The sequence below is a fragment of the Peptacetobacter hiranonis genome (genome assembly GCF_008151785.1).
GTDB lineage: Bacteria > Bacillota > Clostridia > Peptostreptococcales > Peptostreptococcaceae > Peptacetobacter > Peptacetobacter hiranonis.
On record NZ_CP036523.1, the window covers coordinates 1,572,121 to 1,585,438 of the forward strand.

The 13,318-nt window shown below is 31.7% G+C and carries 12 protein-coding genes and 1 other annotated feature; of the genes, 1 reads left to right on the plus strand and 11 read right to left on the minus strand.

Translation table 11 applies throughout. The annotated features are described in order from the left end of the window. Positions 1 to 132: 132 nt before the first annotated feature. Both KGNDJEFE_RS07405 and KGNDJEFE_RS07410 read right to left on the minus strand, forming a co-directional pair. Positions 133 to 339, minus strand: coding sequence for a hypothetical protein (locus KGNDJEFE_RS07405; RefSeq protein ID WP_006440129.1), 207 nt, complete (start codon positions 337 to 339; stop codon positions 133 to 135). 87 nt (positions 340 to 426) lie between these two features. Then, complete coding sequence (locus KGNDJEFE_RS07410; protein ID WP_040410432.1) at positions 427 to 2,103, minus strand: ribonuclease J; 1,677 nt, start codon at positions 2,101 to 2,103, stop codon at positions 427 to 429. Positions 2,104 to 2,611: 508 nt separating this feature from the next. On the opposite strand from KGNDJEFE_RS07410, the gene KGNDJEFE_RS07415 reads away from it, so the two are divergent. Then, positions 2,612 to 3,349: a metal-dependent hydrolase gene (locus KGNDJEFE_RS07415; RefSeq protein ID WP_040410431.1), complete on the plus strand. Its 738-nt coding sequence runs from the start codon at positions 2,612 to 2,614 to the stop codon at positions 3,347 to 3,349. 91 nt (positions 3,350 to 3,440) lie between these two features. Here the strand turns inward: KGNDJEFE_RS07415 and KGNDJEFE_RS07420 are convergent, their stop codons facing one another. The 9 genes from KGNDJEFE_RS07420 to nifS all read right to left on the minus strand — a co-directional run bounded on the left by KGNDJEFE_RS07420 (position 3,441) and on the right by nifS (position 13,214). Beyond that, on the minus strand, positions 3,441 to 3,896 hold the full coding sequence (locus KGNDJEFE_RS07420) for a Fur family transcriptional regulator (protein ID WP_083780557.1): 456 nt from the start codon (positions 3,894 to 3,896) through the stop codon (positions 3,441 to 3,443). A 96-nt stretch (positions 3,897 to 3,992) separates the two neighbouring features. Then, on the minus strand, positions 3,993 to 4,259 hold the full coding sequence (locus KGNDJEFE_RS07425; protein ID WP_050754671.1) for a DUF1292 domain-containing protein: 267 nt from the start codon (positions 4,257 to 4,259) through the stop codon (positions 3,993 to 3,995). 173 nt (positions 4,260 to 4,432) lie between these two features. Further along, entirely contained in the window at positions 4,433 to 4,855 is a 423-nt protein-coding gene (gene ruvX / locus KGNDJEFE_RS07430) for a Holliday junction resolvase RuvX (protein WP_006440123.1), read from the minus strand. Next, the gene (locus KGNDJEFE_RS07435; protein WP_006440122.1) at positions 4,842 to 7,061 is read right to left on the minus strand and encodes a hypothetical protein; all 2,220 of its coding nucleotides are present in this window, start codon (positions 7,059 to 7,061) and stop codon (positions 4,842 to 4,844) included. Before KGNDJEFE_RS07435 ends, ruvX begins: the two co-directional genes overlap by 14 nt. 4 nt (positions 7,062 to 7,065) lie before the next feature. Next, positions 7,066 to 7,323, minus strand: coding sequence for an IreB family regulatory phosphoprotein (locus KGNDJEFE_RS07440; protein ID WP_006440121.1), 258 nt, complete (start codon positions 7,321 to 7,323; stop codon positions 7,066 to 7,068). A gap of 29 nt (positions 7,324 to 7,352) precedes the next feature. Beyond that, positions 7,353 to 9,989, minus strand: a complete 2,637-nt coding sequence (gene alaS / locus KGNDJEFE_RS07445; RefSeq protein WP_040410430.1) for an alanine--tRNA ligase — start codon at positions 9,987 to 9,989, stop codon at positions 7,353 to 7,355. Positions 9,990 to 10,058: 69 nt separating this feature from the next. Beyond that, positions 10,059 to 10,281: a binding site (T-box leader), on the minus strand. 87 nt (positions 10,282 to 10,368) lie between these two features. After that, on the minus strand, positions 10,369 to 11,442 hold the full coding sequence (gene mnmA / locus KGNDJEFE_RS07450; RefSeq protein ID WP_006440119.1) for a tRNA 2-thiouridine(34) synthase MnmA: 1,074 nt from the start codon (positions 11,440 to 11,442) through the stop codon (positions 10,369 to 10,371). A 35-nt stretch (positions 11,443 to 11,477) separates the two neighbouring features. Further along, positions 11,478 to 11,918, minus strand: coding sequence for a Fe-S cluster assembly scaffold protein NifU (gene nifU, locus KGNDJEFE_RS07455; RefSeq protein ID WP_040410429.1), 441 nt, complete (start codon positions 11,916 to 11,918; stop codon positions 11,478 to 11,480). A gap of 99 nt (positions 11,919 to 12,017) precedes the next feature. Then, the gene (gene nifS / locus KGNDJEFE_RS07460) at positions 12,018 to 13,214 is read right to left on the minus strand and encodes a cysteine desulfurase NifS (protein ID WP_040410428.1); all 1,197 of its coding nucleotides are present in this window, start codon (positions 13,212 to 13,214) and stop codon (positions 12,018 to 12,020) included. Positions 13,215 to 13,318: the final 104 nt, after the last annotated feature.

The following is a 13,318-nucleotide window of genomic DNA, read 5'->3' on the forward strand; positions in this document are numbered from 1 at the left end:
TTTATACAGATATATTATACCAATTTTTTGCTTTAGTAAAGGGCTACTTTTGGCTATATTACTTTATTTCAAGCTTTTTAACCCAAGAAATCGTTTTTTCTATTATATTCAATTATTTTTAAAATTATTTTTTTATTTATTTTTTGAAGCCTCTTCCTTTTTCATATCAGATATTCTCTTTAATTCATAAATAGACACAGCTAAACACCCTGCTGCACTTATAAGTGTCATTGTAGATTTATCAATTCCACTAAAATAAACATACATACACGCTACTGTTAAAAAAGCAAATCCTGCAGCAGCTCCAAATCTAGTCTTTGTTGTAATCTTTTTTCTCAATTTAAACTCTCCTAACTCTAAAATTTAAACTTATATATATAAAAAGCCGGAATAGAATTCCGGCCATTTATTTCTATTATACAAATCCTAAACTTCCATTATTATAGGTAGTATCATTGGATTTCTCTTTGTCTTCTGGTAAAGATATTCTTTTAACTGTTCTTTTATATTGTTCTTTAGATATGCCCATTCTTTTATGTTGTGTTCTTCACATTCACTTAGCACATCTCTAACTATCTGTTTAGCTCCATCCATAAGGTCTTCAGATTCTCTTACATATACAAATCCTCTTGATATTATGTCTGGACCTGCAAGCACTCTTCCTTCTTCTTTAGATATTGTTACAACTATTGTCATAAGTCCATCTTCAGAAAGGTGTTTTCTATCTCTAAGTACTATGTTTCCAACATCCCCAACACCTAGTCCATCTACTAGTATATTTCCTGTTGCAACCTTACCTTTTATAGATGCTTCATCTTTTCCAACTTCTAATATATCTCCGTTATTTATAACGAATATATCTTCTTTGTTCATTCCTAGACTTCTAGCAAGCTCAGCATGTTTTTTAAGCATTCTGTACTCACCATGAGCTGGTAGGAAGAATTTAGGTTTAACTAATCTAAGCATTAGTTTTAATTCCTGCTGACATGCATGTCCTGAAACGTGTATGTCTGCTATTTCACTCGAAACAACTTCAGCGCCTTTTTCAAGTAAGAAGTTTATTACCTTAGATATCAGTTTTTCATTACCTGGAATTGGATGAGCTGATATTATAACAAGGTCACCTTCTTTTATTTCTATTTTCTTGTGTTCTGAATTTGCCATTCTTGCAAGTGCTGACATAGGTTCTCCCTGTGAACCAGTAGTTATTATTACTAGTTCTTTGTCTTCATAGTTACCTACATCATTTAAATCTATTATCATATCGTCTTCTATTTCAAGATATCCAAGCTCTTTTGCTACGTTTACAACATTTAGCATAGATCTTCCTGAAACAGTTACTTTTCTACCATGTTTTTTAGCTGCGTCTACAACCTGCTGTAGTCTATGTATATTAGATGCGAATGTCGCAACTATTATTCTACTGTCACCAGCTTTAGTAAATAAATCATCTAATCCTACACCAACTTTTTTCTCTGATTTAGTATATCCTGGTCTTTCTGCATTAGTACTATCAGAAAGCATTAAGATTACTCCTTCTTCACTTAATTCACATATTCTCCGGAAATCCATTACATCTCCGTCTATTGGTGTTAAGTCTACTTTAAAGTCTCCTGTATGGAATATTACCCCCTGGTCAGTATGTATTGCTATAGAATACGAATCTGGTATACTATGAGTAGTCTTTACGAACTCTACTTCCATATTTCTAAGTTTTATAACTTCACGTGGTTTTATTATGTGAAGCTCTACATTTTCTAGTTTATGTTCTTTTAATTTAACCTCTAAAAGACCCATGCTTAATCTTGAACCGTATACTGGTATATTTATCTTCTTTAATAGATAAGGTAAAGCACCTATGTGGTCCTCATGGCCGTGTGTTATAAATATCCCTTTTATTTTATCCCTATTTTTTACTAAGTAAGTTATATCTGGTATAACTATATCTATACCTAACATTTCGTCTTCTGGGAAGCTCAGACCTGCATCGATTATTATTATCTCGTCTCTATACTCGATAACAGTCATGTTCTTTCCTATTTCGTTCATCCCACCAAGAGGAATGACCTTTATCTGTTCATCGTTTTTAAACAATAACATCATCTCCTTCTATTTATTTTTTATATTTTTCATTCAATTATAATCCTTTAAAATAATTTAAAACTCTAATCATTTTAGTGTATATATACGCTCTCCCTAAACTTATATCCAAATCTATATACACCTTATACCTACAAAAATATATCCGGTAAAACAGGATTCCTCCGCAATAAAATCCTAGTTATCTGCTACCGGAAATTTTTGTTTTACAGATTAAATTTTTAATAATTCTTCACGACCACTTTACCAGTTAATATTATTGTAACATATATTACATTATAATTTAAGATTTATTTATATTTCTAAATTATTTAACATTACTCTGTTTAACACGAATTCTGTATATTTCAATATCCTTGTTGAATTTTTTAGATTTTTCTTAATAAAAAATTCAGATATTTTTCATAATTATTTTTTATCTTTAAACTATATTTTCTTAAACAATATGATATAATTAATTGTAATTTATAGAAACACACGTTCTGTAAAAATATTATTTTGGAGGTAAAAAATGCGAGGTAAAACTCATTGTGCTGTAGGAATTATAGCCGGTATTCAGTTATCCTTAGTATTGTCACAACCTATAACACCTACTAGTATTCTGACTTCTGCTGTATTTTCTACACTCCCAGATTTAGATAAATCCAACTCTATAATAGCTGGGACAATTTTTAGAAAGAAATTTTCAAAGTTTTTATATAAGTTGCTTATTTTTTCGCTGAATCTTTTTATATTTTTCCTATCTATAAAAGTCAGCAGTAGCTTTTTTATAAGCGCAGTTATTACATTTTTTGCAATAGCATTTTTAGAAAAAAAGCTCACCCATTACAATATGAGAAAATCTCTTATTACAGCTACCTTGCTTCTTTTAGCATTGGTTTTAATAATTTCTAAAGTAGATATATCTTTTGTCATACCTATTTTAGTATTTTCGGTATTTCCATGGCTAAAGCATAGAAACTTTTCTCATAGTATTTTAATGGTTTTAATAGTTTATATAATTATGAATCCACTAGGAGAGTTTTTTAACTACGATTCATTAGGACTTATGGCTTCCTCTATGTATCTACTTCATATAATTTGCGATATGTTCACAAAACGGGGTGTAGCTATCTTCTACCCATTCTCAAAAAATATGATTTCTGTGGGATATATAAGAGTTGGTGGAAGATTTAGTAATATAATAGAAAATCTATTAGTCTTTGTTTTAATTTTATTTACAATATATCTTGTTTTTAAATTTGTATAAAAGACAATAAAAAAAGAACTATTTATAAATCTTTTGTTTATGATTTATATATAGTTCTTTATTATTGTCTAATTTTTTTATTTTTGTATATTTATTTATCTTTTTTCATCTCTCTATAACAGTCTTCACAATATCCATCGAATTTAAGATCATGATTAACTACATGGAATTTGTAGTTCTCCTGAATTTTCATTTCTATATCTTTAAGAAGATCTTCTTCCACACCAATTATTTTTCCACAGTTTTTACATACTAAATGATGATGATTGTGTCCTTCATTATCAAGGTCTATTTCATATCTTATACAGCCATCATCTAAATTTAACTTTGATATAGCTCCTATTTCGTCTAATAGCTGCATCGTTCTATATACTGTTGCTAAACCTATTTCTGGGCAATTTTCTCTTACTTTATCGTATATTTCCTCACTGCTAAGATGATAGTATCGATTTTCAAGAAGAACTTCTATTATAGCTCTCCTTTGTGGAGTAATCTTAAAGCCTGTCTTTTTTAGTTTTTCTTTTAAAAGATCCATTCCATTATTCATATTTACCACACCTTTTCTCATTTATTAATCAATATAAGTTAAAATAAATGCTGTAATAGAGCTTAACTCTACTACAGCATTATATAATTTTACTTATTATTCATCAAAGTTAAGACCTTCTTCTTCCATTAAAGCTTCGTAAACAGCTACAACAGTTGAATACTCATTGTCGTCTTCTAATGGAACTAGCATTTCTCCCTGTTCGTCTTCATCTATTCTATATATATATGCTTCTTCGTCTTCGTTGTCTTCTAGAGGCATTAATATAGCGTACTCTTTTTCTTCTGCTTCTAAAGTTAATATTATCTCAAAAGGTACTTCTTCTCCATTTTCATCAATTAGGTTTACTACATTTTCATTCATTTCTTCCATTGGTTTCACCTCATTACCTATTATTTGATTTTATTATATAACAAATTTTATATAATAACAATTATATTTTCTTACTTATTAATCTCTTCCATATGAAAATCAATTAATTATCATCTATTCTATATGATAATACCCAAATTTTCATACTTTATTCAATTTTTTTGTTATTTAACTTTAAAATCTAAATATCCTTGAAGAATTAATACCGCTGCCATCATGTCTATTACATTTTTTCTTTTCTTTCTGCTTACGTCTGCAGTTATAAGAGTTTTTTCAGCAGCAACTGTAGTAAGTCTTTCATCCCAAAATTCTATTTCTAGTCCTGTTTCTTCTTTTATTAATTCACAGAATTTCTGTACTTTTTCGCCCTGAGGACCAACAGTACCGTTCATATTTTTAGGAAGACCAGATACTATTAGATTTACCTGTTTTTCTTTTATTATCTGTTTTATTTCTTCTATATCGTTCTTTTTGCTAGTTCTTTTTATAGTCTTGATACCCTGAGCTGTCATTCCCATAAGATCACTTACTGCAACACCTATAGTTTTATCTCCTATATCAAGTCCCATTATTCTACCTGTTAGCATCTATTTTCTCCTTTTTATCCTCGTTTAAAATCATATTTATAGTTATTATCATCACTGGTATAAGGATATATATAGATGCAGTAGAGGCTGCTACTATACCAGAGTCGTTTACTAGTAGAGTTATTATACAACCAACCATAGCTGCAACAAATCCTCTAAATACCATAGGATATTTACCTGCTATTACTCTAAAGTGTTTATTTGGTTTGAATATTAATGCTGCGATTATAACTATTCCAACTATTAATATATTAACCCATACACTAGTCTGCGCTAATTTAACATTCATCTGGATTTTTCTAGTAAATGTAAGAACTATTTCACCTGGTCCATTTAACATTATCTGCTGAACAAATAGTCCTAAGTGAGATGGACTTCCTGAAGATAAATCCATAAATGCAAATACTCCAACTACAGCTACAACTGCAAGACCTATTCCTACAATCTTTTTCCAGTCAACTTTAACATTGTACATAAGAAGTACAAATAGTAAATATGCAGCACATTCAGATATCGCACCACCAACATTTGCACCCATAGATGGATATGCACTAGTTATTAAAATCACACCAAATGAAGCTGCAGCAACCCATTTTGGTATTTTTTTGTAGTATAGAAGTACTGCAAATGCAAATACCGCACTTCCTATAGTAACACCTTCATATTCATTTCCTATACCGTAATATCTAGCACCTACCATAGCATCATAACTCATTATGTTATTTTTCATAAGATATGTTCCAAATACAGCATCTACGGCAATCAGAACTATAGTAACAAGTGCTATGAATCCCATCTGTTTTAGATCATCATCTTTAAACATAGCCTTAGCTATGAAGTAAATCAAGAATGTCACACCTATTACAGCTAAAGACATACTTACCTGTCCACTGAAATTAAATATTGGAGCTACCATAAATGATAACGGCATTATTATACCGAATTTAATAAGCTCTTTAAGTATAGTAAACAGTTTATCTTTATATTTTGGAGCAATTCTCTTAGCTAAAAGTACTGCTATTAAGCCTATTACCCAAGACGCAGACACTACTCCTACAAAAGTATTTACAACACCAGCTCTTATTAAAGCTGCTGAATTTATTTTTGAGTATTCTTTCTGAAGAAACTTTATATTATTTTCTTTTTCAACATTAGAGATAGTTCTACCTATCATCATTTCATTAGATAAACCAAAATGGTTAAGTATGTCTACACCTATATCCATATTTGCTATTATCCCATCTCTTCTTGTTGTAGCAGAAGTTAATACTCCCTTTCCAGAAACTCCTTTAGAGAATTTCATAACTGGAGAAAGTCTTTTCTTATTGCTGTAATCTAAATTGCTAGGGAATGCACTTACTATATAAACTGTGTCGTTTTCACCTACCATAGAAAATACTTCTTTTAAGTAAGAATTTATTCTGCTGTATGTTCTAGCTTTCATCTTAGCATAAGTATTTTCATTTAGATTCATTTTATACTCATCTAGTCTATATGTATCCCCTAGGTCTACATATATAGCATCAGTGTTCTTGTAAAGTTCTTTTGTTTCAGCTTTAAGTTTTTTATAATCTGTAGAGATTCCAAATGGCATACTATTATCTTTTATATTGATATCGTCTATATTACCATCATCAACTCTTCCATAATTATCCATAGCTGCAAATGCTATATTTCTATTTTTTACAAGCTGTCCATCAAAATCAACATAATCTGCATTACCGATTACTGATGTTTTGTATCCATTTTCTGAAAGAATCTGACCTACCATACCAAGAGTAGATTCAAATTCTCCTTTTTCAATATTTTCATTAGAAGACCTATTTGCCTCCATATTGACTATTTTTTTAGCTTTTTTGCCTGTAGAAGCTTCATATTCCTTAGCTTCGGCTACATTTGGCTGTACAAAATCTACTGCAACTTTTTTATCAAACTGAGCTATTGTAGATCTCCCTGTAGCTCCCATAGTAGCTAAACTTCTTGCGTCGTCGTTACCTTGGTCACCCTTGATATTCATCAATCCTACATAGCCTTCTTTTTCAACTCTATTTCCAATCTCTTTTATGTTCATCATATTTTCAAGACTAGTTCTACTCATATTTATAAATATAACTTTTCCTCTTGCTGATTCTGCATTTACAGTAGAAAAAGCAGAACTAAAAATTATAAATAGAGATGCAAGTATTGATATAAACTTTCTGAACATTTATTTACCTACTTTCCTCTAGATATTTAGTTATAACCTCTTCAAGAATTTCATCTCTTTCAAATCTTCTGATTATCCCTCTTGCGTCCTTATAACTAGTTATATAACTAGAATCTCCTGATAGGAGATATCCTATTATTTGGTTTACGGGGTTATACCCTTTTTCTTTAAGGGCCCCGTAAACTATTTTCATCGCTTCTTCAACAGTCATTTTTTCCTGCTGTGCTCCTTCAAATTTCATAGTGAAATCCATATTATCCATTTATCTCATTCCTCCTCTTTTTAGAGAAATTATTTTACCTGAGATTCTATAACTTCCTTAGCATAATTTAAAGCTTCGTCAACTTTTGCTGGTTCTGTAGCACCTGCCTGAGCCATATTAGGTCTACCTCCACCTTTTCCGCCAGCTATCTTAGCTACTTCTCTTACTATATTTCCTGAATGAACACCTTTTTCTATAACATCTTTAGTTGCAGTAACAACAAAGTTTACTTTTCCATCAGCAACATTTGCTAATACAACTACACCGCTTTCCATTTTATCCCTTAAATTATCAGCAGTATCTCTTAAAGTATTCATATCCATATTTTCATATTTATTAGTAACTAGGCTAACACCTTTTACTTCTACTTTTGAATCTAAAGCAGAGTCAGCTGACTGCATACTTATTTGAGTTTTTAAATTATGTAATTCTTTCTCTAAGTTTTTATTTTCCTCTAATACATTTTCTACTCTGTGTAAAAGTCCATCTTCTTTAGCTTTTATTGTAGCACAAACTTTGGCAATTAACTCATCCTTTTTGTTCATATATTCATAAACTGCTTTTCCAGTTACTGCTTCTATTCTTCTAACACCTGCAGCTACACCACCTTCAGATATTATTTTGAACATTCCAGCCTGTGCAGTATTTGAAATGTGGGCACCTCCACAAAGTTCCATTGAGTAATCTCCCATAGAAACTACTCTAACTTCATTTCCGTATTTTTCACCGAATAATGCTGCAGCTCCTTTTGCTTTAGCAGCATTTATATCCATTGTTTCAGCTACTACATCATAAGCATTGAATATAGCATTGTTTACTTTTTCTTCTATTGTTTTTAATTCTTCTTTTGTAACTGCTTCAAAGTGAGTAAAGTCGAATCTTAATCTATCTGCAGTAACTAATGAACCTGCCTGGTTTGCATGATCTCCTAATACTTCTTTTAATGCTTTGTGTAATAAGTGAGTTGCAGTATGGTTTCTTGAACATGCCATTCTGTTTTCTCTATCTACCTCACAAGTTAAAACATCCCCAGCTTTTAATTCACCTGCTACTACTGTACCAAAGTGTTTTATACTTCCTGCCGGACCTTTTTTAGTATTTTTAACAGCTACTGCACAATTATCATTTTTAAGAACGCCGCAGTCTCCTGCCTGTCCACCACCTTCTGGATAGAAGTTAGTTTTGTCTAATACTACAACAACATCTTTACCTTCAGATGCTGATTCTACTATTTCAGAATCTTCAACTATAGCTAATACTTTACCTTCACCTGTTAATTCAACGTATCCTACAAATTCAGATTCTACATTTTCTTCTTTAGCAAGAGGATCTTCTTTCCAGCTTTCACCGTCCATGTTTCCTCTAGCTGTTCTAGCTCTTTCTTTCTGTTTTTCCATTTCTTCGCTGAATTCTTCTTCATTAACAGAAAGACCTTCTTCTCTTAATATTTCAACTGTTAAATCTAGTGGGAATCCATAAGTGTCATAAAGCTTAAATGCTATTTCTCCGCTAAGAACTGTTTTTCCTTCTTTTTTAAGTTCTTCTTTATAAGAATTTAACATTTCCATTCCCTGGTCTATTGTTTCATTGAATTTTTCTTCTTCTATTTTTATAACTTTTTTGATGTAATCTTCTTTTTCTACTAATTCTGGATAAGCATCTCCACTAACTTTTATAACTTCATCAACTAATCCATTTAAGAATGTTCCTTTTATTCCAAGAAGTTTACCATGTCTAGCAGCTCTTCTTAATAATCTTCTTAATATATATCCTCTACCTTCATTTGATGGTAATACTCCATCTGCTATAAGGAATGATACGGCTCTTATGTGGTCAGTTATTATTCTTATAGATTTATCATTTGCTTTGTCTTTTCCGTATTCTACACCTGCAACTTTAGAAACAGCTTCTAAAACTGAATGTATAGTATCTACTTCGAATATATTGTCAACACCCTGCATTATACAAGCTATTCTTTCCAGTCCCATACCTGTATCTATGTTTTTATTTTCTAATTCGCTGTAGCTTCCGTCTTCTTCTTTAGAGAACTGAGTGAATACGTGGTTCCAGAATTCTAAGAATCTATCACAGTCACATCCTGGTTTACAATCAGGGCTATCACATCCGTATTCTTCTCCTCTATCGAAGTATATTTCTGAACAAGGTCCACATGGTCCAAGACCTATTTCCCAGAAGTTGTCGTCTTTTCCAAGTCTAACTATTCTTTCTTCAGGGAATCCCATTTCTTTTGACCATATATCAAATGCTTCATCATCTTTTTCATATACAGTAACCCATATTTTTTCTTCTGGTATGTTTAGCCATTTAGTCGCAAATTCCCATCCCCAAGCTAATGATTCTCTTTTAAAGTAATCTCCAAATGAGAAGTTCCCTAGCATTTCAAAGAATGTAGCGTGTCTAGCTGTAACACCGACATTTTCTATATCTCCTGTTCTTATACATTTCTGACAAGTAGCCATTCTGTTCTTTGGTGGAACTTCTACTCCTGAGAAATAGTTTTTAAGAGGAGCCATACCAGCATTTATTAAAAGTAAACTCTTGTCGTTATTTGGTACAAGAGGATAACTAGCTCCTACATAATGATCTTTAGTTTTGAAGAACTCTAAAAATTTACTTCTTATTTCGTTTAAACCCATTTTTTCCATAACATTTGCCTCCCAATTTTTATATTTTTTCATTTCGGAAAATAAAAAAAACTCGCTCCCTATGATAAACATAGGGGCGAGTATTATTCGCGGTACCACCCTAATTTACAGATAAAATCTGCTTCTCCGGTAATCCTTAGCTATAACGTCGCTACCGTAAATCTCTAATAGTAAAATACGTTCAAGATTTATGCTCCAAGACTGCTTCAATCTGCCTATTCCAAGGGGTCTCAGCTATTCCCTCTCTCTGTGCAAAATCAGTAGATTTACTCCTTCTTTTCTTTGCATTTGATAAATATTTTTATTTATTCATATATTTAATATGATACTCGATTATTTTGACATTTTCAAGTTTTTTTTAAATATGCAAAAATTTTTTTTATAGTATATCGTCGATAATTCCTCCACCGACTAATATATCTCCATCGTACATAACTAAAGACTGTCCTTTAGTTATCGCTCTCTGTGCTTCTTCAAATACAACCTTAGCTGTATTGTCAGATAGTTTAGTTACAGTAGCTAGAGATGGTTTTGCTGCGTATCTAACTTTTGCATATACTTTAAACTCATCTACATCTGCAAAATCAAACGGAATTGTATTTACGTCTTTTATAACGAGTTCTTTTTTGAATAGATCGTCATTGCTTCCAAGTACTACTCTATTTTTCTTTGCATTTATATCAACTACAAACATAGGCTTACCAAAAGCTATTCCAAGCCCTTTTCTCTGTCCTATTGTGTAATTTATAATTCCATTGTGTTTTCCTAGTACTGTTCCATCAGCTTCTACAAATTCCCCCGTTTTGATTTTTATATCTGAGTTTTCTTTTAAATATCTTACATAGTCGTTGTCTTTTATAAAGCATATTTCCTGACTATCCTTCTTGTTGTGGACATCAAGACCTATTTTCTTAGCTATTTCTCTTACTGTATCCTTTTCATAGTTTCCTATAGGAAGTAGTATTCTTTCTAGCTGTTCCTGTTTTATATTGTAAAGATTGTATGTCTGGTCTTTTTTAGCAGATTCCCCTTTTTTAAGAACTAGTCTGCCAGTTTTTTCATCTCTTTCAACTCTAGCATAATGTCCAGTAGCTACATAGTCGCAGCCAAATTTTTCTGCAACGTCAAAAAATAGACCGAACTTTATAAACTTATTACATACTATACAAGGATTAGGAGTTCTACCTTCTGCATACTCTTTTATAAAATCGTCTATTACCTTTTCTTTAAATTCTCTTCTAAAATCTAGTACATGTAGTGGAATATCTAGCTTTTCAGCTACTCTTCTCGCATCTCTTATACTATCTTCTGTCATTCTTTTTTCTTCTTCAGTATTATCATTGGAAAGCATCATATTGACACCAATCACATCATAACCCTGTTCCTTTAAAAGATATGCAGCGACGGAGCTATCAACTCCGCCGCTCATACCTAGCATAACTTTCTTCTTCATCTATTTAACACCTCTAATGTTTTCCGAATTAATTGCTAGTCTTCTTCTATTTCTTCATGTTCATGCGCATCAGTTATTTCGTATCCTTCAAGCTCTGGTATAACTATGTTATGTTTCTGAGCATAATCTATAAGAGCTGCTTTTACTGCCTGTTCTGCAAGTACTGAACAGTGCATTTTTACTGGTGGTAGTCCATCTAATGCTTCAGCAACTGCTTTATTTGTTAACTGAAGAGCTTCGTGTATGCTCTTTCCTTTTATCATTTCTGTTGCCATTGATGAACTTGCTATAGCACTTCCACATCCGAAAGTCTTGAATTTAACGTCTTTTATTATATCATCTTCTATATCAAGATATATTTTCATTATATCTCCACAAGTTGGGTTACCAACTTCTCCAACTCCACTTGCGTCCTCTATTGATCCCATGTTTCTTGGGTTCATGAAATGATCCATAACTTTATCACTATACTGCATAATAATTTCCTCCATAATTTCGATTATATTTTTTCCGATTCTTTAATTTGTTTATTTTGATTTACTTTTTTTCTTTTTACTTTTGTTTATAAATATTTCTTATTTTCCTTCAGCCTGTAAAGCTTCTTCATATAAAGGAGACATACTTCTTAATCTTTCTATTACCTTAGGTAATACTTCTAATATGTAGTCTATATCTTCGTCAGTTGTAAAATCTCCAACTGTTAATCTTAATGATCCATGAGCTATTTCGTGTGGTAATCCTATTGCTAAAAGTACATGTGATGGATCTAATGATCCTGATGTACAAGCTGAACCACTTGATCCAGATATTCCAGCGTGGTTAAGAAGTAATAATATTCCTTCACCTTCTATAAACTTAAATGCAAAGTTTGCATTTCCTGGAAGTCTATCTTCTAAGCTTCCGTTTATTCTAGTATAAGGTATTCTTTCTTTAACACCTTCTATAAGTTTATTTCTAAGTCTTGTAAGCTCTTTTATATGGTTGTCCATATTAGCTTTAGCAAGTTCTGCTGCTTTACCATATCCTACTATTGCAGGTATGTTTTCTGTACCAGCTCTTCTTCTTTTTTCCTGAGCTCCACCGTGAACAAGATTGTCAAATCTAAGTCCTCTTCTTATGAATAAAGCCCCTACTCCTTTAGGTCCGTATATCTTATGAGATGACATACTTACCATATCTACACCAAGTTCTTTAACATCTACTGGTATATTTCCTGCTGCCTGAACAGCATCTGTGTGGAATAGTATTTTGTGTTTTTTAGCAACTTCTACTAATTCTTTTATAGGTTCTACTGTACCTATTTCGTTATTTGCAAACATTATACTTATTAGTATTGTGTTGTCTTTTATTGCATTTTCTAAAGCTTCTGGGCTAACTTTACCTTCTTCATCTACATCAAGATAAGTAACTTCAAATCCGAAGTTCTTTTCTAAGTATTCGCAAGTATGTAGTATCGCGTGATGTTCTATTTTTGAAGTTATTATGTGGTTTCCTTTACCTTTTCTCTGAAGGTCAAAGGCAACTCCTTTTATCGCCCAGTTATCACTTTCTGATCCACCAGCAGTGAAGTATATTTCATTTGGCTCTGCATTTATAAGAGCTGCAACTCTAGTTCTAGCTAGTTCTAAAGCTTCTTTAGCTTCATGACCATAGCTATAAAAACTAGATGCATTTCCAAATCCTTCGTTAAAATATGGAAGCATTTCATCTAACACTTCTTTTTTAACAGGTGTTGTTGCAGAATAGTCCATATAAATTCTTTTGTTTTCCATAGTTTTTCCCCTTCCATTTGCCATTTTGCAAATTTCAAATATATTTTAAACTAAAACTTAATTCCATTTGATTCATATTATTATTTATATCCTAAATTTAACAT

What these genes read in the sequence shown, in the direction of transcription:
- KGNDJEFE_RS07410 (WP_040410432.1), bottom strand. Translation starts at nt 2,103, where the DNA reads ATGATGTTATTGTTTAAAAACGATGAACAGATAAAGGTCATTCCTCTT.
- KGNDJEFE_RS07415 (WP_040410431.1), top strand. Translation starts at nt 2,612, where the DNA reads ATGCGAGGTAAAACTCATTGTGCTGTAGGAATTATAGCCGGTATTCAG.
- KGNDJEFE_RS07420 (WP_083780557.1), bottom strand. Translation starts at nt 3,896, where the DNA reads ATGAATAATGGAATGGATCTTTTAAAAGAAAAACTAAAAAAGACAGGC.
- KGNDJEFE_RS07425 (WP_050754671.1), bottom strand. Translation starts at nt 4,259, where the DNA reads ATGAATGAAAATGTAGTAAACCTAATTGATGAAAATGGAGAAGAAGTA.
- ruvX (WP_006440123.1), bottom strand. Translation starts at nt 4,855, where the DNA reads ATGCTAACAGGTAGAATAATGGGACTTGATATAGGAGATAAAACTATA.
- KGNDJEFE_RS07435 (WP_006440122.1), bottom strand. Translation starts at nt 7,061, where the DNA reads ATGTTCAGAAAGTTTATATCAATACTTGCATCTCTATTTATAATTTTT.
- KGNDJEFE_RS07440 (WP_006440121.1), bottom strand. Translation starts at nt 7,323, where the DNA reads ATGGATAATATGGATTTCACTATGAAATTTGAAGGAGCACAGCAGGAA.
- alaS (WP_040410430.1), bottom strand. Translation starts at nt 9,989, where the DNA reads ATGGAAAAAATGGGTTTAAACGAAATAAGAAGTAAATTTTTAGAGTTC.
- mnmA (WP_006440119.1), bottom strand. Translation starts at nt 11,442, where the DNA reads ATGAAGAAGAAAGTTATGCTAGGTATGAGCGGCGGAGTTGATAGCTCC.
- nifU (WP_040410429.1), bottom strand. Translation starts at nt 11,918, where the DNA reads ATGCAGTATAGTGATAAAGTTATGGATCATTTCATGAACCCAAGAAAC.
- nifS (WP_040410428.1), bottom strand. Translation starts at nt 13,214, where the DNA reads ATGGAAAACAAAAGAATTTATATGGACTATTCTGCAACAACACCTGTT.